This window comes from Brevibacillus gelatini (assembly GCF_003710935.1).
In the GTDB taxonomy this organism is placed as follows: domain Bacteria; phylum Bacillota; class Bacilli; order Brevibacillales; family Brevibacillaceae; genus Brevibacillus; species Brevibacillus gelatini.
Genome location: NZ_RHHS01000024.1, coordinates 27804 through 50392 on the forward strand (window position 1 = coordinate 27804; position 22589 = coordinate 50392).

Annotated in this window: 19 protein-coding genes; 13 read left to right on the top strand and 6 right to left on the bottom strand. The window is 54.0% G+C overall.

The window, feature by feature from the left end:
• The first annotated feature begins 11 nt into the window (after positions 1 to 11).
• The 3 genes from EDM57_RS10405 (at position 12) to EDM57_RS10420 (ending at position 2892) form a co-directional block, all read left to right on the top strand.
• On the top strand, positions 12 to 1097 hold the full coding sequence (locus EDM57_RS10405; RefSeq protein WP_122904699.1) for a saccharopine dehydrogenase family protein: 1086 nt from the start codon (positions 12 to 14) through the stop codon (positions 1095 to 1097).
• A 242-nt stretch (positions 1098 to 1339) separates the two neighbouring features.
• Positions 1340 to 1999: a nitroreductase family protein gene (locus EDM57_RS10415; RefSeq protein WP_122904701.1), complete on the top strand. Its 660-nt coding sequence runs from the start codon at positions 1340 to 1342 to the stop codon at positions 1997 to 1999.
• 206 nt (positions 2000 to 2205) lie between these two features.
• Positions 2206 to 2892 carry a sulfite exporter TauE/SafE family protein gene (locus EDM57_RS10420; protein ID WP_122904702.1) on the top strand — a complete coding sequence of 229 codons (687 nt, stop codon included), beginning with the start codon at positions 2206 to 2208 and terminating at the stop codon, positions 2890 to 2892.
• Positions 2893 to 2906: 14 nt separating this feature from the next.
• On the opposite strand, the gene EDM57_RS10425 is transcribed toward EDM57_RS10420, so the two are convergent.
• Complete coding sequence (locus EDM57_RS10425; RefSeq protein WP_122904703.1) at positions 2907 to 3350, bottom strand: FixH family protein; 444 nt, start codon at positions 3348 to 3350, stop codon at positions 2907 to 2909.
• A gap of 138 nt (positions 3351 to 3488) precedes the next feature.
• Between EDM57_RS10425 and EDM57_RS10430 the strand changes: the two genes are divergently transcribed.
• Positions 3489 to 5675: a heavy metal translocating P-type ATPase gene (locus EDM57_RS10430; RefSeq protein ID WP_122904704.1), complete on the top strand. Its 2187-nt coding sequence runs from the start codon at positions 3489 to 3491 to the stop codon at positions 5673 to 5675.
• A gap of 13 nt (positions 5676 to 5688) precedes the next feature.
• Here EDM57_RS10430 and EDM57_RS10435 read toward each other — a convergent pair whose 3' ends face one another.
• Entirely contained in the window at positions 5689 to 6102 is a 414-nt protein-coding gene (locus EDM57_RS10435) for an ArsR/SmtB family transcription factor (protein ID WP_170163426.1), read from the bottom strand.
• A 194-nt stretch (positions 6103 to 6296) separates the two neighbouring features.
• On the opposite strand from EDM57_RS10435, the gene EDM57_RS10440 reads away from it, so the two are divergent.
• The 3 genes from EDM57_RS10440 (at position 6297) to EDM57_RS10450 (ending at position 9394) form a co-directional block, all read left to right on the top strand.
• Positions 6297 to 7508 (top strand): NAD(P)/FAD-dependent oxidoreductase, encoded by a 1212-nt coding sequence (locus tag EDM57_RS10440; RefSeq protein WP_170163427.1) that lies wholly within the window; start codon positions 6297 to 6299, stop codon positions 7506 to 7508.
• Positions 7509 to 7549: 41 nt separating this feature from the next.
• The gene (locus EDM57_RS10445; protein ID WP_122904706.1) at positions 7550 to 8989 is read left to right on the top strand and encodes an MBL fold metallo-hydrolase; all 1440 of its coding nucleotides are present in this window, start codon (positions 7550 to 7552) and stop codon (positions 8987 to 8989) included.
• Between the two features lie 108 nt (positions 8990 to 9097).
• Positions 9098 to 9394: a hypothetical protein gene (locus EDM57_RS10450; protein ID WP_122904707.1), complete on the top strand. Its 297-nt coding sequence runs from the start codon at positions 9098 to 9100 to the stop codon at positions 9392 to 9394.
• Between the two features lie 121 nt (positions 9395 to 9515).
• Here the strand turns inward: EDM57_RS10450 and EDM57_RS10455 are convergent, their stop codons facing one another.
• The 3 genes from EDM57_RS10455 to EDM57_RS23715 form a co-directional block, all read right to left on the bottom strand.
• Positions 9516 to 10061: a hypothetical protein gene (locus tag EDM57_RS10455; RefSeq protein ID WP_122904708.1), complete on the bottom strand. Its 546-nt coding sequence runs from the start codon at positions 10059 to 10061 to the stop codon at positions 9516 to 9518.
• 69 nt (positions 10062 to 10130) lie between these two features.
• Entirely contained in the window at positions 10131 to 10382 is a 252-nt protein-coding gene (locus tag EDM57_RS23710; RefSeq protein WP_246005788.1) for a hypothetical protein, read from the bottom strand.
• A 38-nt stretch (positions 10383 to 10420) separates the two neighbouring features.
• Positions 10421 to 10831, bottom strand: coding sequence for a hypothetical protein (locus EDM57_RS23715; RefSeq protein WP_246005789.1), 411 nt, complete (start codon positions 10829 to 10831; stop codon positions 10421 to 10423).
• 391 nt (positions 10832 to 11222) lie between these two features.
• Between EDM57_RS23715 and EDM57_RS10465 the strand changes: the two genes are divergently transcribed.
• Positions 11223 to 13454 (top strand): heavy metal translocating P-type ATPase, encoded by a 2232-nt coding sequence (locus EDM57_RS10465; RefSeq protein WP_122904709.1) that lies wholly within the window; start codon positions 11223 to 11225, stop codon positions 13452 to 13454.
• A 72-nt stretch (positions 13455 to 13526) separates the two neighbouring features.
• Here EDM57_RS10465 and EDM57_RS23900 read toward each other — a convergent pair whose 3' ends face one another.
• The gene (locus EDM57_RS23900) at positions 13527 to 15530 is read right to left on the bottom strand and encodes an ABC transporter ATP-binding protein (RefSeq protein WP_122904710.1); all 2004 of its coding nucleotides are present in this window, start codon (positions 15528 to 15530) and stop codon (positions 13527 to 13529) included.
• Positions 15531 to 15818: 288 nt separating this feature from the next.
• On the opposite strand from EDM57_RS23900, the gene EDM57_RS10475 reads away from it, so the two are divergent.
• The 5 genes from EDM57_RS10475 (at position 15819) to EDM57_RS10495 (ending at position 22587) form a co-directional block, all read left to right on the top strand.
• The gene (locus EDM57_RS10475) at positions 15819 to 16718 is read left to right on the top strand and encodes a phosphotransferase family protein (protein WP_122904711.1); all 900 of its coding nucleotides are present in this window, start codon (positions 15819 to 15821) and stop codon (positions 16716 to 16718) included.
• Positions 16719 to 16756: 38 nt separating this feature from the next.
• Complete coding sequence (locus EDM57_RS10480) at positions 16757 to 17953, top strand: DUF3880 domain-containing protein (RefSeq protein WP_122904712.1); 1197 nt, start codon at positions 16757 to 16759, stop codon at positions 17951 to 17953.
• Positions 17954 to 17981: 28 nt separating this feature from the next.
• Entirely contained in the window at positions 17982 to 19604 is a 1623-nt protein-coding gene (locus EDM57_RS10485; protein WP_122904713.1) for a DUF3880 domain-containing protein, read from the top strand.
• 222 nt (positions 19605 to 19826) lie between these two features.
• Positions 19827 to 21476 carry an AraC family transcriptional regulator gene (locus tag EDM57_RS10490; protein WP_122904714.1) on the top strand — a complete coding sequence of 550 codons (1650 nt, stop codon included), beginning with the start codon at positions 19827 to 19829 and terminating at the stop codon, positions 21474 to 21476.
• A gap of 109 nt (positions 21477 to 21585) precedes the next feature.
• Positions 21586 to 22587 carry an iron-hydroxamate ABC transporter substrate-binding protein gene (locus EDM57_RS10495; protein WP_122904715.1) on the top strand — a complete coding sequence of 334 codons (1002 nt, stop codon included), beginning with the start codon at positions 21586 to 21588 and terminating at the stop codon, positions 22585 to 22587.
• Positions 22588 to 22589 lie beyond the last annotated feature (2 nt).

Genomic DNA, 22589 nt, shown 5'->3' on the forward strand with positions numbered 1-22589 from the left:
AACGAAAGCGTATGGCTAAAGACAAAATTGTCGTAGTGGGTGGCTACGGTCACGTGGGCGCGACGATATGCAAAGAACTGGGGAACCGATACCCCGGCCGCGTGTATGCCGCAGGGCGCAGCCTGGAAAAAGCGGAGGCGTTTTGCCGGGAAACGGCGGGGAAAGTGCGTCCGCTCCGGTTCGACTTGCGCCAGCCGCCGGGAAAAGACTTGCTGGAGCAGGCGCGCCTGGTCGTCATGTGCCTGGACCAGACCGATACGGTGTTTGCTGCGCATTGTTTGCAAAACGGCACGCATTATGTGGATGTGTCGGCCAACGGCGCGTTTTTGGAGCGGCTCGAACAATGGGGGAGCCGCCACGCGACAGAAGGAGCGGGGACCGCCGTACTCAGCGTCGGGCTTGCGCCGGGTCTGACGAACTTGCTTGCCGGCGAGGCGTACAGATTGCTCGAAGACGTTACGGAGGTCGAGATTTTCATCATGCTTGGCTTGGGGGATCGGCACGGGAAGGCGGCGGTTGAATGGACGGTCGACAATCTGTGCGCCAGCTATGACGTGACACTGCAGCACCGCCGTGTGACCGTCCGAAGCATGACGGACGGCAAGCGGGTCGACTTCGGGGGCAATCTGGGGAAAAGGCAGGCGTACCGCTTTCCTTTTTCCGATCAACAGACATTGGCCCGGACGCTCGGAGTCCCATCGGTATCGACGCGACTGTGCTTCGACCAGGATTGGGCAGCGCGGCTTGCGGCAGGCCTGTGCAGCATGGGATTGTGCCGATTGCTCTGCAAGCCGCGGGTGCGCGAGGCAGTCGTAGCAGCGTTTTCAGGGCTGAAAATGGGCGACGACCGCTTCGCCGTCAAGGTTAAGGCACGGGGAAAAGCGGGAAAGTACGCGGCCATTGCGGAGTGTCTTTTGCACGGGCGCGATCAGTCGAAAATGACCGCCAAAGTGGCTGCCGAAGTCGCAAAAGCGCTGTATTCACAAGCTTTTCCGCACGGCGTGCACCATATTGAACAGTTGTTTAAACTGGAACAAATGCAGGATTGGCTGGAGCAGGAGGCTTCGCTCTGCATCACGGTCAAGAAAAGCCGCTAGAATGTACAGGGCCGGGAGTACAGTTCTTCCGGCCCGGGCTGTTGACAAAGAGTTATTCCTGCTTTATGATTATCTCAAATTAGAGATATTTGCTGTACATATTCGCTTGCTTGTCGCCAGACTTCTTTTTGTGCAGTCAGTACCTGGCGCAATCGCAATCGAACTTTTTCTCCTAAAATCTCTAAATTAAGATGTTAAAAATCAAGAAAAAAACCACCCCTGACGATGAGGAGGAGCTTTTTATGAGCGAGTTTTCTACATTGGTGAAAAATCGGCGGTCTGCCAATAAATTTATCCCGTCCGTTCCGATCTCTACGGCCGACATCGAGGACATCATGTCCCTCGTTAAATTTGCCCCATCTGCTTTCAATTTGCAGCACGCACACTATGTCGTCGTCACTGATCCACAGACAAAAGAGCGGGTATATGAAGCGGCACAGAGACAATACAAGGTGAAAACAGCCTCGGCAGTCATCATCGTCCTGGGCGACCTGGAAGCCTACAAAGACGCAGGCCGCATCAACGAAGGGCTGCTGCATCTGGGCGTCATGGACCAGCGCGAATACGATCATACTGTCTCGTCTGTCCACTCCTTCTACGAAGCAGGGGGAGAGCCGTTCAAACGGGACGAAGCGATTCGCAACGCCAGCCTGTCCGCCATGCTGTTCATGCTCGCGGCCAAAGACAAAGGCTGGGATACTTGCCCGATGATCGGCTTCGACCCGGAAGCGGTTTGCGAGATATTGCAAATCCCTGACCGCTACGTCCCGGCGATGATGATTACGATTGGAAAAGAAGACACGTCCAGTCAACGTGTGCGCGGCTACCGCAAGCCGGTCGGCGAGTTCGTCAGCTACAACACGTTCCGCTCCGAAGCCGCCACGGCAGGTACAGGTAAATGACACAGCAAGCAGCAGAGCCGTAATGTTCTGCTGCTTTATTGCGTGCGCTTCGCTTGCTGTGAAAGTCATAAATGCACCCACTGCCCATTACGCTAGGAAAAGGATGTTGCCTTTTCGCCGCAGCTGCAATTTCAATTTAACTAAAAAAGTGCAGTAAAGGCGAACGGAGCAAGTCTATACTTTTTCCGGCAAAGAGGGGCTGCACGATGAATACGGAACTCTACGATTACTGGCTCGTCTTTCTGGCTGGCTTGTTCAGCGCCCCCCACTGCCTGGGGATGTGCGGCGGGATCATGTCGGCCATGACGCTTCAGTCCAAAGCGTCTCTGTTGCAAACGATCCTGGTGTACAATACGGGCCGGATTGTGACGTATATGGCAGCAGGTGCATTCATGGGCTTTGCCGGATCGTTTGTCAATGCGGCAGGGGTGGTCGTCGGATTGCAGGGCATTGCCAATATCGCCGGAGGGCTGCTCATCATTCTCTGGGTTGTCAAAAAGGTGGCGCTGCCCCTGGACAAATACAGCCCGCTCCAGCTTTCATCCGCGCAAAAGCTGCTTCACCTGCTCAAATCGCGGCAAGGTATCGCGCCAGTGCTGGTCAGCGGGCTTTTGCTCGGCTTTTTACCGTGCGGACTGACCTATACGATGCATATGAAAGCAGCCGCGACCGGAAGCATGGCGCAAGGGATGGCGACTTTGGGCGTGTTCGGCCTTGGCACGTTGCCCGCGCTCGCGGCGATTGGCCTGTTTTCTTTTGTCCTGACCAAAACACTGCGTGCCAAGGTGCTCTTCGTCGGCAATGCGCTCGCGCTATGTATCGGAATCTTGTCTGTGTTGCGCGGCCTGGCGATCAACGGCTGGATTCCTACCGTCAACCCGTGGCTGTGGTAGGTGAGGCGGCGGGCTCATGGCTCGACGCGAAAAGGATAGGTGGTGCTCATGGCTTTGCCGTCAAGCTCAAATGTAATCGTAGCCAGCCAATCGCCCAGCATGGTCGGTATGATTTGCGCGACGTATTCACCTTCCTTTTCCTTCACGGCTTCGAAGACGATTGCCCCGTGGTCCATGTTCGGCATGCTCAGGGAGACGGATACGGTAGCCGTTTCCAGCTTGGCTGCATGTTCGGCCGGAACGGTTATGTGCAGCGCGTTTTCCTGCACATTTCTGGCCGGAGACGGTTCGAGCGTTACTTGCAAGGGAATGGACAGTTCCTCAAGCATCGGCGTGTTCGTTTGCTGTGCGGCAGCGGTACTGGCGTGCCCGACATGGTCCTGGGGGGCACAGCCAAAGAGGGTAAATGGAGCCAGCAGCAGGCACGACAGCCGAAGGGCGACAAATTTGCGCATCATGTTCACCACTTTCCCATAAGTTACAAGCTTCCCTATCGTATTCACAGCCGCGGCCGTTCATACTTCATCTTCTACGAGATGGTCCTTGCGCATAGGTTGGACATGAGGACATGTTCGGAAGCTGAAGGGGAGTTTTTCATGACCATCCACCAAACGTATCAGGTTACAGGCATGACCTGCGCCGCCTGTGCCAATCGGATTGAGAAGCGGCTGCGCAAGGTCCAGGGTGTGCAGGAGGTACACGTCAATCTGACGACCAACAAGGCGCGGGTTGCCTTTGACCCTTCGCTGACCAACGATCAGGAGATCATGACGAAAATCGAACAGCTCGGTTTTTCCGCGAGCTTGAAGCAGGAAGAGACGCTCGGGGAAAAAAGAGCGCTGCTCTGGCGGTTCATTTTCTCGGCCATTTTGACGATTCCGCTGTTGTGGGCGATGGCGGCGCATTTTTCGCTGACGTCGTTTTTATGGGTGCCGCCTTTGTTTCAGACGCCTTTGTTCCAGTTCGCGCTGACGCTGCCGATTCAGTTGTTCATCGGGCAATCGTTTTACCTCGGAGCGTGGAACGCCTTGAAAAACCGTTCCGCCAACATGGACGTACTGGTCGTGCTGAGCACCACGGCCGCTTTTTTGTACAGCCATTACCTGACCTTTACGACCATCGGGAAGGCGAGTCACGGGTTGACGGTCTACTACGAGTCGTGCGCCGTAATCTTCACGTTTTTACTGCTCGGCAAATATTTGGAGGCGACGGCCAAGGACCGGACGAAGCATGCCATCGGACAACTGCACGAACTGCAGCCGGCGCTGGCGCATGTGGTGCGCGGGGATGAGGTGTGTACGGTTCCTGTGGAGCAGCTTGCGGTGGGCGATATTTTTCTCGTCAAGCCAGGCGAGCGGATACCGACGGACGGGATGGTGCTGGAAGGGCACGCGAGCGTCGATCAGTCGATGTTCACCGGGGAAAGCTTGCCTGTAGAAAAGTGGAGCGGGCATGCCGTCATCGGGGCGACGCTGAACCAGAGCGGCTGGCTCAAGGTCAAGGCAACGAAGGTCGGGGAAGACACGGCGCTGACGCAGGTCATTCGCACGGTGGAGGAAGCGCAGTTGTCGAAGGCGCCAATCCAGCGGGTGGCGGATGAAATTACCGATGTGTTTGTGCCGATCATCATCGCGATTGCGGCCATTACTTTTTTTGCCTGGCATTACGTCTTCACTCCACAAGACTTCGGCGGAGCGCTGGAAAAGGCGATTGCCGTCCTCATTATCGCTTGCCCGTGCGCACTCGGGCTGGCTACGCCGATGTCGATCCTGGTCGTGTCAGGCAGAGCGGCGCAGATGGGCATTTTGTTCAAGCAGGGAAAGTATTTGGAGGCGTTGCAAAAGATCGACACGATTGTGTTTGACAAAACCGGCACGTTGACCAGAGGGGCGCACGAGGTCGTCGGCGTCAACACGCGGGGCTGGAGCGAGGCGGCGTTTTGGCGGCTGGTGGCCGGGGCGGAAATGACTTCGGAGCACCCGTTGGCCGCAACGATTGTGGCCCATGCGAAAAAGCAGGGGCTGTCCATCCCGGAAGCCACGTCCTTTTCCTCGCTGCCCGGCTACGGAATCGAGGCGACAGTGGAAGGACATGCGGTTGTCGTCGGTTCGCCCAGGCTCCTGGCCCGCAAAAACGTGGACATCGGTACGGTTCTCGATCAGGTGGAGCGGCACGGAGCGGAAGGAAAAATGGTGCTGCTCGCAGCCATCGACGGGCGGCTGGCCGGGTATGTGGTGCTGTCCGACCGATTGAAAAGAGACGCGAAAAAAGCGGTCGCCCAACTGCGCAAACTGGGCAAGGACGTCATCATGATTACAGGAGACAACCCGTATACGGCAAAAAGCGTGGCGCGACAGGCGGGAATCGGGCAGGTGTACGCGGGCGTGCTGCCAGCCCAAAAAGCGGAGCTGATCTTGCGCCTGCAAGAAAAAGGGAGAAAAATCGCCATGGTCGGCGACGGGCTCAACGATGCGCCAGCCCTGACGGCAGCAAGCGTCGGTATTGCGCTGGGCACGGGAGCGGACATTTCCAAGGATTCGGCCGATGTCGTCATCATGCACGGCGAGGTAACAGGGGTGGTCCATGCTATCCGGCTCAGCCAAATGGCGATGAAAAACATCCGGCAAAACTTGTTCTGGGCCTTTTTTTACAACGCGATTGCGATCCCGGCGACGATGCTCGGCTTCCTGGCACCGTGGCTGGCGGGAATCGCCATGGCGTTCAGCTCGCTGTCGGTCGTGCTGAATTCCTTGCGCTTGCGAAAAGGACGCATGAAACAATAAAAAAACCGAGCAGTTACGTAGCTCGGACAGTCGATTTCTGTTCTTTGGCATGCTCGATTCCCGCTGAGATCAGGTGGCGCACATGGTCATCGTCCAGCGAATAAAAGACGAGCTTGCCCTCTTTGCGGTATTTGGCCAGTCCCATGTTGCGCAGAAGCCGCAAATGATGCGAGGTGTTGGCGATGGAGCTGCCGATGATGGCTGCCACGTCACAGACGCACAACTCGTCTTCCAGGGACAAAATATGAATGATTTTCGCCCGGGTGTCGTCGGCGAGCGCCTTGAAAATTTTGGCTGCGCCTTCTGATTCAGACGCGTACGGCTTCAAGCGACGGACTTTTTCTTCATCATAACATTGAATCTCACAGATGTCGTCCACCGTAAAAATCACCTCTCGCTTACGTCCATGTCCTACTATTATAGACATTCGCACGAAAAGAGCAAAGGCATTTTGCAGTTCTCCAACAATCAGGCTCATGTTCGGAGGGAGAGCGTCATAGCTCTTTTGTATGGGGTTTTCCTGATGATTCCAGTTAATCTCGAAGCAGCCAATCTGTCCGTGTGACAGGGCAAGTGGCTATGCGCCCCTATTAGAACATGGTCAGGGAGATGAGGTGGAGGATGATCGCGGAGGCGGGTCAACAGACGCGTTACAAGCTTGTAATTGTCGGGGGCGGGAGTGCAGGGATCACGGTTGCAGCGCAGCTCCTGCGCAAAGCACGGGAGCTTTCGGGGCAGATTGCCATTGTCGATGATGCGGCCAAGCACTACTATCAGCCGTTGTGGACGCTTGCAGGTGCCGGAGTGGTCAGCAGGGAAGTGACCGAACGCGACGAAGCGGCGGTCATCCCGAAAGGCGCGATCTGGGTCAGAGAGGCTGTCACAGCATTTTTGCCAAAAGAAAATGCCGTCGTGACTGCGTCCGGAAACAAGCTGCACTACGACTACCTCGTTGTGGCAGCCGGAATCCAGATCGATTGGGACAAAGTAAAAGGGCTAAAGGAGAGCATCGGCAAAGAGGGGGTATGCAGCAATTACTCGTACGACTACGTGGAAAGCACGTGGGACAGCATCCGCCAGTTTCAGGGGGGGACAGCGATCTTCACCCAGCCCAACACTCCGGTGAAATGCGGCGGCGCACCGCAAAAAATCATGTACCTGGCGGACGATTACTTTCGCCAGTCAGGTGTGCGCCAGCAATCCATTATCCGGTTTGTTTCGGGAGCACCGACCATTTTTGGCGTGAAAAAGTATGCCGATGCCTTGCAGAAGGTCGTCGAACGAAAACAAATTTACACAACCTTTCAGCACAACCTCGTCGAGATTCGCGCCGATCAAAAGCAAGCGGTTTTCGAAAACGTAAATACCCGTGAGCAGGTGACGATGGCCTACGACATGATTCACGTCGTGCCGCCGATGAGCGCCCCTGATGTTATCAAAAAAAGTCCGCTCGCTGATGCTGACGGCTGGCTGGACGTGGATAAGCACACGTTGCAGCATACGCGCTTTGCCAACGTGTTTGGGCTTGGCGATTGCGCCAATTTGCCCACCTCCAAAACAGGTGCGGCCATTCGCAAGCAGGCTCCGGTCGTCGTGCACAATCTGCTGGCGCAAATCAACGGCAAACGGGACTATCGGCATTACAACGGCTATACGTCCTGCCCGCTCGTCACGGGCTACGGCAAACTGATTTTGGCTGAATTTGATTACGAGCAGATTCCGCGGGAGACGTTTCCGTTCGATCAATCCCGTGAACGGCGCAGCATGTACTGGTTGAAAAAAGAGGTGCTTCCCGTCATGTATTGGCACGGGATGCTTAAAGGCAGGATGTAGGACAGACAAAACGCAGATAAGAAATAAAGGAGGGCGACGGTATGCTGCTCAAATATTTTTACGACGAAAAATTGGCCCAGGCTTCCTATCTGGTAGGCTGCCAGGCGGCAGGCGAAGCGATTGTGATCGATCCGGCGCGCGACATCGAGCCGTATGTCCAGACCGCAAAAGCAAACGGCGTGAAGATCGTCGGCGTGACAGAAACACATATCCATGCCGATTTCCTCTCCGGTGCGCGGGAACTCGCGGCCAGGCTCGGCGCTGTCCTGTATTTGTCAGACGAAGGAGGTCCGGAGTGGTGTTACGAATACGCCGCCGAGTACAATCACCGCTTGCTAAAAGACGGCGATACATTTCAGATTGGCAAGCTGACCTTCGAGGTGCTCCACACGCCGGGGCATACGCCGGAGCATATTGCGCTGCTTTTGACGGACGGCGGCTCGCCTGCGAATGAACCGATTGGCATTTTTACAGGAGACTTCGTGTTTGTCGGTGACGTCGGCCGCCCGGACTTGCTGGAAAAAGCGGCGAATGTGAGCGGCTCCGCCGAAGAGCTGGCGCGTCAAATGTTTCGTTCGCTTGCGCGCTTCAAGCAGCTCCCCGACTATTTGCAGGTCTGGCCGGGGCACGGGGCAGGCAGTGCGTGCGGCAAGGCAATCGGGGCTGTCCAGTCGTCGACGGTTGGATATGAAAAGCGCACGAATTGGGCGTTGCAGCACGAGGATGAACAGACATTTGTGCAAAGCTTGCTTGCCGGCCAGCCGGAGCCGCCGACTTATTTTGCAATGATGAAGCATTTGAACAAAGTCGGGCCGCATCTGGTGCAGCAAATTGCGCCTGTCGTGCAGGAAGCAGCCTCCATCCATACAGTGGAAGCGTGGACGAGGCAGGGCGTTGTCGTGGATACCCGTCCGGCCAGCCAGTTCGCGCAGAAGCATTTGCCGGGCGTCCTCAATCTTCCGCACGACAAATCGTTTTCAACCTGGGCCGGATGGCTGCTGGACTATGAACGTCCGATCTACTTGCTGGCCGATCCACAGTCCGTCCCTGCCGTATTGAAGGATTTGCGGTCGATTGGTCTGGATCAGGTCGCGGCTGTGATGGATCTTGCTGTCTACGACCTTCCTGGCGAGTCGCAGTATACATCGTATGCAGAAATCACCCCTTCCCAGGCGAGAGAGCAGGTGCAGGCGGGCGATCTGTTCGTGCTCGATGTCCGCTACCAAAAAGAGTGGAAGGCAGGTGCGATTCCCGGAGCCAGGCACGTCATGCTCGGCTACTTGCCGCAGCGCATGCAGGAGCTGCCGCGTGATCGTCCCATCCTGGTCCAATGCAAGAGCGGGCGGAGGTCGGCCATAGCTGTCAGCTTGCTGCGAGCAAACGGTTTTTCCCGCGTGCAAAATCTGGACGGCGGCTTTGACGAATGGGTGCGGCAAGGCTTCCCGGTCAAAAGGGAGCCGGAAGCTGCGCCAGGACGGTGAGCGTTTTTTCGCAACGATTGGGGGATAGCAGTAGAGTCTCTTTCTGTTTTCGTGTAAGATGAACATGATTGCCTATGTACGTGATAGTGAAAACAGGGAGAGAATGCAATGAATTACCAACAAAAGTGCGCAAAGTGCCGTTCCAGGAAAATCGACTATACAGAAGCGATCAACCGCCCTTTATATATTTCGATCTACGCCGCTGTGCTGGTCGTGCTGGGTACGATCGGCGTAGCCGTGCAAGGAACGCCTGTCATTTTCCTGTTTCTCGGTCTGATCGGCGCATTCGTGCTCTTTGCCTTCCGCACGCATCTGGAAAGAAATAAAATTGTCAAATGCGTCTGTCTGGATTGCGGCGAGCGCTGGCAAACGGCTGCCAACGCGAAACAAAAGCAGACGAAGTAACGAGAGAGACTCTCGCTCCCGCCTGTTTCAACAAACTGGCGATCGTTCCCGGTTGTATACCGCAGAGCGATCGCCAGTTTGCGTTAGGGCTGGAGGCTGCCATCGTGGAGCGGAAGTGAGGTTAATTCTTCGGAAATTGTTGGAGAACGAATTCCAGGTCTTTTTTATAGGATTCGATTTTTGTCTTGTCATTACTGAAAAGCCGATCATCATTTATTTTCGGCATAAGAGTGCTCAGTTTCTTTAGTTCATCTCGCTTATTTTGAATTTCCGTAAGATCATTCTGTTCAATTAGCGATTGTAATTTTTTCAGATAATCTCTTTTATACTGATATAATGTTAAAACCCCAGATTGCAATTGTTCATCGGCTATGATTTGTCTTGTTTCATCATTGGTTAGGATAATCGCTGGAAGGAAGGCGGGATTATCTATTAGATTACTATCAATCATTCCTGAAATATACGCTAGTTTTTCTTTGTCTTGTACGGTAGATAATTCTTCGGTAATTTTTTTAAACTGATAGAGTGAATGAGAGTGTTGATGTTCAAATACATTCGTTAACGTAATTTGATATTGATTATGTAAAGGTTCCGGTGAAGCTGTGGTGCATGAGGTTGTCAGGAGAGACAAAGTAACAAGCCAAAGGAATATTAACATCTTTTTCATTTTTCGTTCCATCCTTTCATGATAAAAAAGCATTCGGTTGTCCGAATGCTCTTCTTACAATATTTTAAACTACCACTTCAAAGTGCCATCAGCCCAAATCTGCCAACTTTTTTCTGTCTTGGTTGGCGTAAGTCTAAAAGTTATGCCACCACTTGGCCTCATTTCATAAGCAAAGTTTGCTTCGAAGGCGGTTCCCCATGTTCTAGTGTCAAAAGTGTGAACATATCTTGCACCAAAATCTAATGTTGAGTTTTTCTTTTTGGTTACATAGACTGCAGCATAAGAACCGAAGTCTAATTCAGTGTCATGTACATTAAACAAGTAAATTCCCTTTTTCCGTTCTGATCCATCCCGAGCTGTTACATACTTTGTATCTCCCACGTTACTGTCGTAATATTCCCCACAGTAGAATCCCATTCAATAGAGAGTAAGTCATAAGTCGCAGGGTAAAACTCGTTATCTTTTGGATTCCAAGAAGCAATTAGACGATAGTAAGATTGACCAGCTCGTTTGGCGGTTGACAGTTCGAGGTTGATGTCTCCAGCCTGCATTGCGGTAGGACCAATTTTACTGTTTTTCTTTGTTTCCAACTCTACTCCGAGCGGCTTTAGTTTATCCGACAATTCTTCGTCAGTTCCGTTATTTTGCATGACTAAGTTGTGGACAAAAGAATCAAACTCTTCGTCAGAAAGGTTGGCAATCGCCGACTTTAACGAATGCTGTTGCGATTTTGTTTGAGTGTCGTTTAATGAAAGAACCTTTTTTGCCAACTCTTTACTGCTAAAACTCGAATAATCCACTTTTGCAGCATTCGCTGCTGGCACCACTAAAATAGAGGCTAGAAGGACTGTGCAAGTAATCATTTAATTTACTAGGCCGGGAAAGACCTTTCACAATATTGAAATTATCAGAAGATGATCGAAATTGTTGTCGTATTTTGTAATAGATACAAAAAAATAACATAATTCAGCTTGCTTCAACCAACATTCCCTGGTTGGCCTTTTTTCATGGAAAAATAAATAGGCGCAAAACAAAAAACTCTACTCTTGAACCAGGAACTGGCATCCGATAATATAATAATTAAATATTTATTTGAATGTTTGCTGGATTCATTCGGAAGCAGTTGGGGAAAATAGATGCTTGGGAAACAGGTGAGAGCGAATGTCAAATCAACCAAAGCAAGACGGGTGCTGCAGCGGGCACCATTGCAGCTCAGAGCATACCCATGCGGCAAAAATTCTCACGGTGCTGGAGCCAGCCGCCGCGAGCACTGCGGACGGCGCGGGCGTTTTGTCTGCGCAGGCGATTGTGTATCGCGTGCATGGCATGGACTGCAGCTCGTGCGCGAAGTCATTGGAGCGGCACATGAGGTCGCTTCCTGCGGTAAAGGAAGTGAGCGTCAACTTTTCCACCGGAAAAATGCAGCTCGTCTCCGATGGACTGCCGGACGAAGCCGTTATCAGGGAAGTCGCCAAGGCAGGCTACAGCGCCAAGCGGCTTGAGCGGCGAACAGCCCGCGAGGCGGTTCAAAAAGATCGCGCAGGCACGGTGCTCACCTCACTGTCCGGCGCATTTCTGGCGCTTGGCTTTTTGGTGTCGCTGACCAGCGTCCCTGTGTGGGTCAGCACGATCTTGTACGCCCTGTCCATTATCAGCGGCGGCTTGCGTCCGGCGCGCAGCGCTGTTTACGCGATCAAAAGCAAGTCGCTGGACATGAACGTCTTGATGTCCGTTGCGGCGCTTGGCGCAGCGCTGATCGGGGAGTGGCTGGAGGGAGCGACCGTTGTCTGGCTGTTTTCCATTGGCAATTTTCTGCAGACCAAGTCAATTGAGAAGACGCGCGATTCGATTCGCAACCTGATGGATTTGGCCCCGCCCGAAGCGTGGGTGAAAAAAGGCGATTCGCTGACCCGAATGTCCGTGGAGGAAATTGGCGTAGGCGACGTGATCGTAGTCAAGCCGGGAGAGAAGATTCCGCTGGACGGAGAGATTTTGTTCGGACATTCCAGCGTGAACCAGGCCCCGATCACCGGGGAGTCCATTCCCGTCGACAAGCAAGCGGGCGACGCAGTGTTTGCGGGCAGTGTGAACGAAAGCGGCGCTCTGGAAATCAAGGTGACAAAGCTCGTTGAGGATACGGCGATTGCGCGCATCATTCATCTGGTGGAGGAGGCTCAGGAGAAAAAGGCTCCGACCCAGGCGTTCGTCGACAGGTTCGCCGCCATGTACACGCCAATCGTGCTGGTTCTCGCTTTGCTTGTGATCGTGTTCCCTCCTTTGCTCGGCATGGGCACGTGGGGAGAATGGTTTTACAAGGCGCTGGAGCTGCTTGTGGTCGCCTGCCCGTGCGCTTTGGTTATCTCGACGCCTGTTGCCATCGTCTCGGCGATTGGGAACGCAGCGCGAAACGGCGTGCTGATAAAAGGCGGGACATTTCTCGAGCGGGCCGGAGCGATTGAGGCGATTGCCTTTGACAAGACAGGCACGCTGACAGAAGGCAAGCCGCGTGTCACGCAGGTAGTGGCCGCAGGCGAGACGGAGGAAGCCATTCTGGCGATTGCCAGGACGATGGAGGAGCGTTCCAGCCATCCGATTGCCCAGGCGATTGTCGCATACGCCAGGGAAAAGCAGGTGGCGGCGCTCGCGGGTGAGGACTTCCAGACGCTGGTGGGAAAAGGCGTGCAGGCGACGATCCATGGCGAAGTGTACTACGCCGGAAAGCCTGCGCTGTTTGCCGAGCTGGGCGCAGACATGAGCGCCTGGCAGGAGCAGATCGCGGCCTTGCAAGCGGAAGGCAATACACTGATCGTGATTGGTACTCGCAAAAAGCTGCTTGGCATGATCGCAGTAGCCGATACGATCCGCGAGATTACCGTCGGCGCGATCAGTAAACTGAAGGCGGCGGGAATCAGCGAGATCATCATGCTGACAGGCGACAATGCGGGAACGGCGCAAAAGGTAGCGGCCCAGACCGGCGTAGACCGTTATTTTGCCGAGTTGTTGCCGCAGGACAAGGTAGATGCGGTGAAAAAGCTGCAACAGGAGGGCAAAGTCGTTGCCATGGTCGGGGACGGCATCAACGACGCGCCTGCGCTGGCAACTGCCGACCTGGGTATTGCGATGGGCGGAGCAGGGACAGATACCGCGATGGAAACAGCCGATATCGTCCTGATGGCCGACAATCTGGAAAAGCTGCCGCACACGGTCAGGATCAGCCGCAAAGCACTGGTGATTATCAAGCAAAATATCTGGTTTTCCATCGTGGTAAAGCTGGCCGCACTCGTGCTGATTTTTCCGGGCTGGCTGACCCTGTGGCTGGCCGTTTTGAGCGACACAGGTGCTGCCTTGCTGGTTATCCTGAACAGCATGCGCCTGCTCAGGGTGAAGTCTTGACAGATAAGATAAAAAGAAGGGAGAAGAGCCGAGGCTTTCTCCCTTTTTATATTTGTCATGCGTGTAAAGGTGTCACACCAGCACACCGCCGCCGTAGCGTTCAAATTCTTTTCTGGTGCAGGCGACATAGTGGCCTGGCTCGATTTCCCGCAGCACTCTTTCCTCGTCCTGGTTTTGCAGATACGCCTGATCGTCGAACACGATCCGCTTGCGGTTGCGCTCGTAGTCCGGGTCTGGCAGCGGAATGGCAGAGAGCAGGGACTTGGTGTACGGGTGAATCGGATTTTCGTACAGGCGGTTGCTTTCCGCCAGCTCGACGATGCGGCCGCGGTACATGACGCCGATGCGGTCGCTGATGTATTTGACCATCGACAGGTCATGGGCAATGAACAGATAGGTCAGCCCTTTTTCTTTTTGCAGACGTTTGAGCAGGTTGATGACCTGCGCCTGGATCGACACGTCCAGCGCGGAGATCGGCTCGTCGGCAATGATAAACTCAGGATCGACTGCAAGAGCGCGGGCAATCCCGATGCGCTGGCGCTGCCCGCCGCTAAATTCATGCGGGTAACGGTTGGCGTGCTCGCGGTTGAGACCGACTGTTTCCAAAAGCTCGTGCACTTTCGCCATGCGCTGCTCTTTGGTAGCCAGCTTGTGAATATCCAAGCCTTCCGCAATAATATCGGATACAGTCAGACGAGGATTCAGGGACGAATACGGGTCCTGAAAAATCATCTGGATTTTGCGGTTTAGCCATTTTTTCTCTTCGCTCGATTTTTTGCCGTGGACGCTTTTGCCTTTGAACAGCACTTCGCCGTCTGTAGCGTCATACAGGCGCAGAATCGTCCGGCCGGTAGTGGATTTTCCGCACCCGGATTCGCCTACGAGTCCGAAAATCTCGCCTTTGTAGATGTCAAAAGTAATGCCGTCGACCGCCTTCAGGACTTGTCCGCCGCCAAGGTCGAAATGCTGCTTCAGGTTTTTGACTTCGATGAGCTTCTCGCGCTGGTCGTACGAGAGCGCTTTTTGCGGGCGCGGACTCTCGGCTTTCTTCTCCGCAGAAGCAGTTCTGCGGCGCACAGCAGAAGCGGGCGGGTCGATCCGTGGAGCCATTTCATGCAGCAGCCAGGTTGCCGCGTAGTGCGTGTCGGAGATTTTGAACATCGGTGGCTCGTACTCCAGATCGACTTTCAGCGCATACGGGTTGCGGGCCGCAAACGCATCACCGACAGGCGGCTTGAACATGTCCGGAGGCGAGCCGGGAATCGACATCAGCTCTTCGTCGTCTGTATCGAGGCTAGGCATCGAGCCGAGCAGGCCCCATGTGTACGGATGCTTCGGATCGTAGAAAATCTCATCGACTTTGCCGATTTCGACAATTTTTCCCGCGTACATGACAGCCACACGGTCAGCCATGTTGGCTACGACGCCAAGGTCGTGCGTAATGAAAATGATGGACGTGCCCATCTTTTTCTGGATGTCCTTGAGCAACTCCAAAATTTGCGCCTGTATGGACACGTCGAGCGCGGTCGTCGGCTCGTCGGCAATGATGACTTTCGGATTGCAGGCGAGTGCGATCGCGATGACAATCCGCTGGCGCATCCCGCCGGAGAACTGGTGCGGGTATTGATCGACGCGTTCTTTTGCAAACGGAATCCCAACCAGCTCCAGCAGTTCAATGGCGCGAGCGCGCGCTTCGGAGCGTCCCAGCTTTTGGTGCTTGATAAAGCTCTCCATAATCTGGTTCCCAATCGTCATGGTCGGGTTGAGCGAGGTCATCGGGTCCTGGAAAATCATCGAAATATCGCGGCCGCGAATCTCCTGCATCTCTTTTTCCGACAGGGTGACCAGGTCTCTTCCTTCAAACAGGACTTGTCCTTTCGGAATACGTCCCGGCGGAGAAGGGATGAGCCGCATGAGTGATTGCGAGGTAACGGATTTCCCGGAGCCGGATTCCCCCACGATGGCCAAAGTCTCTCCCTTGTACAAATCGAAGGACACTCCGCGCACCGCTTTTACCTCACCTGCATACGTGTCAAAGGACACATGCAAGTCCTTTACTTCCAAAACTTTTTCCATAGAATCGTTCCTTCCTCAGCTGATTCTGTGAGTAAACAACCCGCCATTTATGTGCAACAATCTCTCTAATATGAATTTTTGCGAAAATGAAAATCATTATCATCAATTATACTATATTTGCTGAGCATTGGTAAAAAAATTTTTTCCATTAGCACATCTATAGCGGCAAAGCCCCAAATGTTGCCGGAAAGGCCACATTAGGGGCTTTTTTATCGTTGCCTTTCGTAAGCCAAGTCATACAATACAACAACTGAGTAAGAACGCGGTCTGGAAAGGGGCGTATTTCGTGTGCAACTTGACCCTTTGCGCAAGCTGCTGCAAGAGCGTTATCCAGAGCTACGTAACGAATCATTCCGGGTGGACGATACAGGCTGGAGCAATTTTGTCGTCATCGTGGGAGAGAAAATGATTTTTCGCTTCCCCAAGACCGAAGAAGCCAAGGCGATTATCAGCCGGGAGATGCAAATCTTGCCACAGCTCAGATCGATGGTGCCTGTGGCGATTCCGCAGTTTGTCTATTCTTCTGCGCCGACCGACGACATCAAGTACGTCGGCTATCCGATGATTGTCGGCAAGCCGCTTTATCGGGAAGAGATGAGCGGGCTGTCTGAGCAGGAGCAGGAGAAGGTGGCGGAGGCGATTGGCGGATTTTTGAGCGGCTTGCATGCCTACCCGTTGGAAAAGTCGTTCGACAAGGCGATTGATCCGGGATTGACCCGCGTTTTTTATGAAAACTTGCTCGCCCGGATTGAGCGGAAGGCTTTTTCCTACATGCCTGTCAAGCTGCAGCAGTGGACCCGGCAAACCTTCCAGTCGTTTTTGGCGAACCCGGATTACTTCCGGTTCAAGCCGGCACTGCTGCACAACGACTTGAAGCCGGAGCATCTGCTCTACGACTTTGAAAACAGACGACTGAACGGAATTATTGATTTTGGAGCGATGGGGGCAGGCGACCCTGCCTATGATTTTGTCGGGATATACCGGGCGTATGGCGCGGCATTTGCCCATAAAGTATTGAGCTATTACAACCGGGAGATCGACGCCACGTTTTTGGACCGGATCACAACGTTTTACGTCAAGACGATCAGCTTCTGGACGCTCTTTTACGGGATTGACAGCGAGAATCCAAAGCTCATCCAGTATGCGCTTGGAAAGCTGGAGAGGTTTGCCCAGCCAAGAGGGACGTAATCGAGCGGAAACAGTAGGAAGGACGGCGAGGTGAGGAAATGCGCGTATTGTTTTTGGAAAGTCATCCGATGTGGATTCACGGACTGCCAAACGGGTTTCGCGACTCAGGACACGATGTGATGATCTCGGGACCGCTGACGGAACAAAACATTCCGGAAATGCTGCAAGAGTTTCAGCCGGACTTGATTGTCATGATCGGCTGGGGGCCGGAGCAAACCCCTGTCAAGCTGGACTGGATTCATCGGCATGTCCATCAAACAGATGTGCCGCTCGTGTACTGGGCGACAGAAGACCCTACGTTTACCGAGAGCTTTACAATGCCGCTGATTCAGAGGGTACAGCCCGATTTCGTCTTTACCATCTGTTCACAGCGCCTGGACTATTACGCGCAGCGAGGGATCAAGGCGGCGCACATGGATTTCGGATTCCACTCCAGTATCCATTGTCCCGTTCCAATCGAGGAGAGGTATAGAACCTCTATCGCCGTTGTCGCCAACGCTTATCCGCATGTATTCGAGCAGTACACCGGGCACTATCGGCTGGTGTCGCTGTTCACACTGATTCGCCCCCTGCTTCACGAGGGGATACGCATTGATTTTTACGGGCGGGACTGGGATAAAATGAAGCCGTATTTGGGGCTGGATATTCCCAAGGAGTGGATTCACGGGTATTTGTCCTACCCGGATGCCCACAAGGTCTACAGCTCGGCAGAGATCATGATCGGCCTGCAAAACTACGAGACACAGCTGACACAGCGGACGTATGAGATATTGGGGTCGGGAGGATTTCTCGTTACTCAGGATACAGAGGCCGTCCGCAGCATGTTTACGTCGGGAAAAGACCTGGTCGCGGCTGCTTCGGCTACAGATACGCTGCAAATCATCGAGCATTACCTGCAGCATCCCAAGGAGCGAAAAGAAATACGGGAGCAGGGAAGACTGGCTGTTCGCCATGCCAGCTACCAGCATCGCGCCGAGTACATGGTCGAGGTGCTGCAAGCGCAAGGGCTGTTGCCCCAATCAATCGCGACGGCGGCAGGGCAAGGCCAGTGGATTTCCTACATGGATCGGATTCGCGAGCGGTACGAGGTGCACGATGTACGCCCCGGCGATACACTGTGGAAAATTGCCCAGACGTACGGTGTGACCATCGAGCACATCATGAAGGAGAACGGGCTGACTTCCTACGATATTTATGTGGATCAGTATTTGAAAATCAGGGAGCGACAGCCATAAAGCAATTTTGAAGTGTCGGAGGGAGCACATGCGAATTTTGTTTTTGGAAAAAAGCCAGGCGCTCCTTCACGGATTAACGTACGGGTTCCACGATGCCGGTCATCACGTGCTGATTTCCGGGCTGTTGACCGGGCTGCATCTACCTGCTTTGCTTCAATCGTTTCAGCCATCCCTCATCGTCATGACAGGCTGGGGGCCGGAGCTGACGTTGACACAGCAAGCGTACATTTGCAAGCAAATCAAACAGGCCAAGGTGCCTTTGGTTTACTGGGCGGAGGAAGACCCTGCTTTTGTGCACATCTGGTCACTGCCTGTCGCTTTGCGCATGCAGGCTGATTTTGTTTTTACCGTCTCCCCGGAAACAGTTTTTGTCTACAGGGAGGCTGGAATCCGCGCGGCGCACATGGATGTTGGCTACGACGAAGAACTGTATCGGCCAGACGAGCGTGCAAACGGGCCACGCATCCCCGTGGCCGTTGTCTCTCCTGCCAGCCCGTATATGTACCGGCATCAGCTTGAGCACGATCTCGCGGGTGCACTGCATACGCTCATCTGGCCGCTGCTTTCGCTTGGCGTTCCCGCCCGTTTTTACGGCAAGGAATGGGCGCAAATGAAGCCGTTTTTTGGCTTGAACATTCCGCATGACTGGATTGTGGAGCAGACAGGCCAGATGGAGGCGCGACAGGTCTATCAGCACGCCGATCTCGTCATCGAGGTGCAGTCGGCAGAAAAGTCAATCTCGGAGCGGATGCTGGCAGCAGCGGGAAGCGGCGGTCTGCTGCTCACACGCGACACTCCCGGGCTGCGGCGTATTTTTACCCCAGGCTATGATATGCTGGCGTCATCCTCGCCGATACAGACGGCCAATTTGCTCCGGCACTATCTGGAAAGGCCGGAAGAGCGAAGGACGCTGCAAGCGAACGGGCTTCGGACCGTTCGTTCTCATACTTACGGGCAACGCACCCGATTTATGCTTCGCACGCTAATAGAAGAAGGGATTCTGGCTGCGGATGCGGCAGATTGCTTGCATGGCAAAAAGGAACCTGGCTGTCCGCCGCAGCCGGTGTGCATCACAGACAGCTTGCACACCGTCCAGCCGGGAGAAAGTCTGTGGCAAATTGCCCAAGCGTACGGCACGACTAGCGGAAAGCTCCAGCAGGCAAACCGGCTCGTTTCCGACCTGCTCCATGTCGGGCAGCTTTTACGCATTCCGCCAAAAACAGCAGAGGACGGGGAGCAGTTCCCCCAAATCAAAAAGTGGCTGGATCAGGCGGCGCGTCTGTTTCAGCTCGATCCGCTGCTGCTTTACGGGATCGCCTATGCCGAGTCGGATTTTGGCCAAAATGCGGGCATGAGCACGGCAGGCGCGTTTGGCATCATGCAGCTCAAGGAAAAGACAGCAAAAGGATTGGGTGTGGATCGAACCGATCCGTGGCAAAACATTTTAGGCGGCGCCATGTACATTAAAGAGATGCTGTATGAATTTGACGGCGACCTGCCGATGGCGTTGGCAGCGTACAACTGGGGGCTGAACCACGTCTGGCAGGCTGTTCGCCAGGGGGGCAAGCAGTGGCTGACGCTCGCGCCGGAGGAAACCCAACACTACGTCATCAAGATCATGAAGTACATGAGCGAGGCGGGGAGAATTTGAGCCGCTTGCAAGAAAACAGATACCGCGACAAGCGACAGAAAGCTCGGCTTTTTTGAGGCGGAGCTTTTTCATTTTTTCCGTACTGCTGACAGGAGATAGGAAGCGAGAGCCTGTTTTGGTATACTTTTATCATGATAATGAGAATTATTTTCAAAATAAACATCCAGGTACATAGAACAGTTCCGTGTGAAATATTCAGGAAGGCAAAAGGTGTGACGAATGATGAGCGATAGACAAGCCTTGTTTCGGGAGTTTACTGAGCATGTGATGGCGGATGTCATTTTCAAGCTTCGCGATATTGCCTGGGTGAAAGGAGATGAGCATGAACGCCTCCGCCAGCAGTTTACGAACGCGCACATCTTGCTGGTAGTAACCGGAGGACGCGGCCGGCTGCGCCTGGAAAGCGTGGAGCATCAGCTGCGCCAGGATGCGATCTACGTCTGCCCGCCGATGAGCACCTTCGGAATCGACATGGACTCCGCAGACGACCTGCGAATGTACGTGCTGCGTTTCGATGTTTTTAGGGAGTCGCAAAAGCGGAAAAGACAATTGCGCGTATTGCGCGAGGAGCATGAATTTCCCCTGGTGGGCGAAGTTTCCGTCAACTCCGGCGGGCAGCTTGTCATGCAGTGTGATTCAATCGCGGAGCAATGGCAGCAGGAGGGGGGAGTCGCCCGTTTTCGCAGCCAGATTTTGTTTCAGGAGCTGTGGCACCACATCGTGAAGGCTGTCGATTTTTCCGCCCAAGACTCTGCTACGGCGCTGGAGCGGGCGCGCGCCTACATGGAAGAGCATTACTCGCAAAACATCACAATCGAGCAGCTGGCGCGCATTGCGGAAGTAAGTCCGAAGTATTTTGTGGACTTGTATAAAAAGACGTACGGCGTATCGGCGATGGACTATGTCACACAGTTGCGCATCAGCCGGGCGAAGCAACTGATGGCCCAGTCCCACGCCAAGCTGCGGGAAATCGCGCACCAGGTAGGCTACAACGACGAGTTTTACTTCAGCCGCAAATTCAAAAAAGAAGTGGGCGTTTCTCCTACGGTTTATATGAAAAGCCGCCACCGCAAAATCGCTGCCTACAGGGCGCCGCTCATCGGGCAGATGCTCGCGTTGAAGATGATTCCGTATGCGGCTCCACTCCACCCGAAATGGACGGCCTACTACCACCAACACTACCGCCACGACATTCCCGTCCACTTGAGCGCGTTTCGGCAAAATGAAAACTGGAAGGCGAACATCGAGATGCTGCAGGAAGTCAGGCCGGACGTTATCCTGTCTTTGGACAAGGCCAATGAGCAGGAGAGGGAACAGCTCGGCAGGATCGCGCCGACGCTGTTCGTGCCTTTTGAAGAGCTGGGATGGCAAGAGCAGTTGCGGATGATTGGCGATTTTTTGGGCGAGTCGGCAGAAGCAGAGCATTGGCTTGCCGCGTACGAGGAAAAGCTGGGCCGAGCGCGGGAAGGGCTGCGGCAAAAGCTGGGCGACGAAAAGCTCCTCATCTTGCGCGTGTTCAAGCACGAGCTGGCCCTCCACTGCAACCGCAGCATGCACGACGTTTTTTACAACGGCCTGCAAATGAATCCCGCCTACGTCACGCAGGCGGAGGTGTACGACCAGTCCGTGACGCTGCAGGAGGTAGCGGCGCTCGACCCGGACAGGATTTTGCTGCTCGTCTGCCAGGAAACAGAGACGTTGGAGCGTTTCCGGCTGCTCAAGCAATCGGTGCATTGGCAAGACTTGAAGGCCGTCCGCAACAACCGGACACATCTGATTACGGCAGACCCGTGGCGAGAATATTCGGCGATGGCCCATGAACGGATTATCCAGCAATGCGTGAAGCTGCTTTCAGGAGATCGTCCATGTTGAATCTGGATATCGTCTATGGTCCCGGCGAGGCAGATGCTCTATAATCACGAATGATAATCGTTATCAATAACAAATGTTACACAAATAGGTGAGAGGGGCTTTTCAAAGGATGAAAAAGATATACCTTGGCTTTAGCATCGCGATGCTGGCCATCGCACTGACTGCGTGCGGCGGACAGCAGGCAGCGGACTCCAACGCGGCAAACAACAACACAGCACCTGCTGCAACTACAACAGAAAAACCTGCGGCAGAGGCAACCCAGCAGGAAACTCGCACGCTCAACTATCTCGATAAAGAATACACCGTTCCAGGCAAAACGGAGCGCATCGTCATCACAGGCAGCATGGAGTCCATGGAAGATGCGCTCGTGCTCGGTGTAAAACCGGTAGGGGCGATCTCCGTCGGCGGCAAGTTCCCGGACATGTTTGCGCCAATCACCGGGGAAGCGCAATCCATCGGGGAGAAAACCCAGCCAAACCTGGAAACGATCCTGTCCTTGAAGCCGGACGTCATTTTGGGCAGCAGCAAATTCCCGCCAGAAACGTTGGAGAAGTTGGACAAAATCAAAACGACTTTCCCGGTATCGCACATTTCGACCAACTGGGAAGCCAACCTGCTCTTGATGGGTGAGCTGACGGGCAAACAGGCAGAAGCGCAAAAAGTGATCGACGACTACAAAAAAGACGTAGAAGCAGCCAAAGCAAAGCTGGGCGACAGCCTGAAAGACAAAAAAGTCGTCGTGATTCGCCTGCGCAGCGGCAACATCAACATTTATCCGGAAAAAGTATTCTTCAACCCGTCCCTGTATGCTGACCTGGGCCTGACAGCTCCGGCGGAAGTAAAAGCAGCGAAGGCGCAAGAAGTCGTATCCCTGGAAAAATTCAGCGAAATCAACCCGGATTACATTTTCGTTCAATTCTCTACGGACGAGAACAAAGACAACCCGAAAGCTTTGGAAGACTTGCAAAACAATCCGATCTGGAAGAGCATCAACGCTGTGAAAAACGGCAACGTATTCGTAAACGTGGTAGATCCGCTCGCACAAGGCGGAACAGCCTGGAGTAAAGTAAACTTCCTGAAGGCCGCTGTTGAAAAATTGTCTGCCAAGTAGGA

Coding starts and splice junctions, on each gene's coding strand:
- EDM57_RS10485 (WP_122904713.1), top strand. CDS start 17,982: ATGCGAATTTTGTTTTTGGAAAAAAGCCAGGCGCTCCTTCACGGATTA.
- EDM57_RS10415 (WP_122904701.1), top strand. CDS start 1,340: ATGAGCGAGTTTTCTACATTGGTGAAAAATCGGCGGTCTGCCAATAAA.
- EDM57_RS10405 (WP_122904699.1), top strand. CDS start 12: ATGGCTAAAGACAAAATTGTCGTAGTGGGTGGCTACGGTCACGTGGGC.
- EDM57_RS10450 (WP_122904707.1), top strand. CDS start 9,098: ATGAATTACCAACAAAAGTGCGCAAAGTGCCGTTCCAGGAAAATCGAC.
- EDM57_RS10440 (WP_170163427.1), top strand. CDS start 6,297: ATGATCGCGGAGGCGGGTCAACAGACGCGTTACAAGCTTGTAATTGTC.
- EDM57_RS10455 (WP_122904708.1), bottom strand. CDS start 10,061: ATGAAAAAGATGTTAATATTCCTTTGGCTTGTTACTTTGTCTCTCCTG.
- EDM57_RS10490 (WP_122904714.1), top strand. CDS start 19,827: ATGAGCGATAGACAAGCCTTGTTTCGGGAGTTTACTGAGCATGTGATG.
- EDM57_RS23900 (WP_122904710.1), bottom strand. CDS start 15,530: ATGGAAAAAGTTTTGGAAGTAAAGGACTTGCATGTGTCCTTTGACACG.
- EDM57_RS10480 (WP_122904712.1), top strand. CDS start 16,757: ATGCGCGTATTGTTTTTGGAAAGTCATCCGATGTGGATTCACGGACTG.
- EDM57_RS10445 (WP_122904706.1), top strand. CDS start 7,550: ATGCTGCTCAAATATTTTTACGACGAAAAATTGGCCCAGGCTTCCTAT.
- EDM57_RS10435 (WP_170163426.1), bottom strand. CDS start 6,102: ATGTCTATAATAGTAGGACATGGACGTAAGCGAGAGGTGATTTTTACG.
- EDM57_RS10495 (WP_122904715.1), top strand. CDS start 21,586: ATGAAAAAGATATACCTTGGCTTTAGCATCGCGATGCTGGCCATCGCA.
- EDM57_RS10425 (WP_122904703.1), bottom strand. CDS start 3,350: ATGATGCGCAAATTTGTCGCCCTTCGGCTGTCGTGCCTGCTGCTGGCT.
- EDM57_RS10465 (WP_122904709.1), top strand. CDS start 11,223: ATGTCAAATCAACCAAAGCAAGACGGGTGCTGCAGCGGGCACCATTGC.
- EDM57_RS10430 (WP_122904704.1), top strand. CDS start 3,489: ATGACCATCCACCAAACGTATCAGGTTACAGGCATGACCTGCGCCGCC.
- EDM57_RS10420 (WP_122904702.1), top strand. CDS start 2,206: ATGAATACGGAACTCTACGATTACTGGCTCGTCTTTCTGGCTGGCTTG.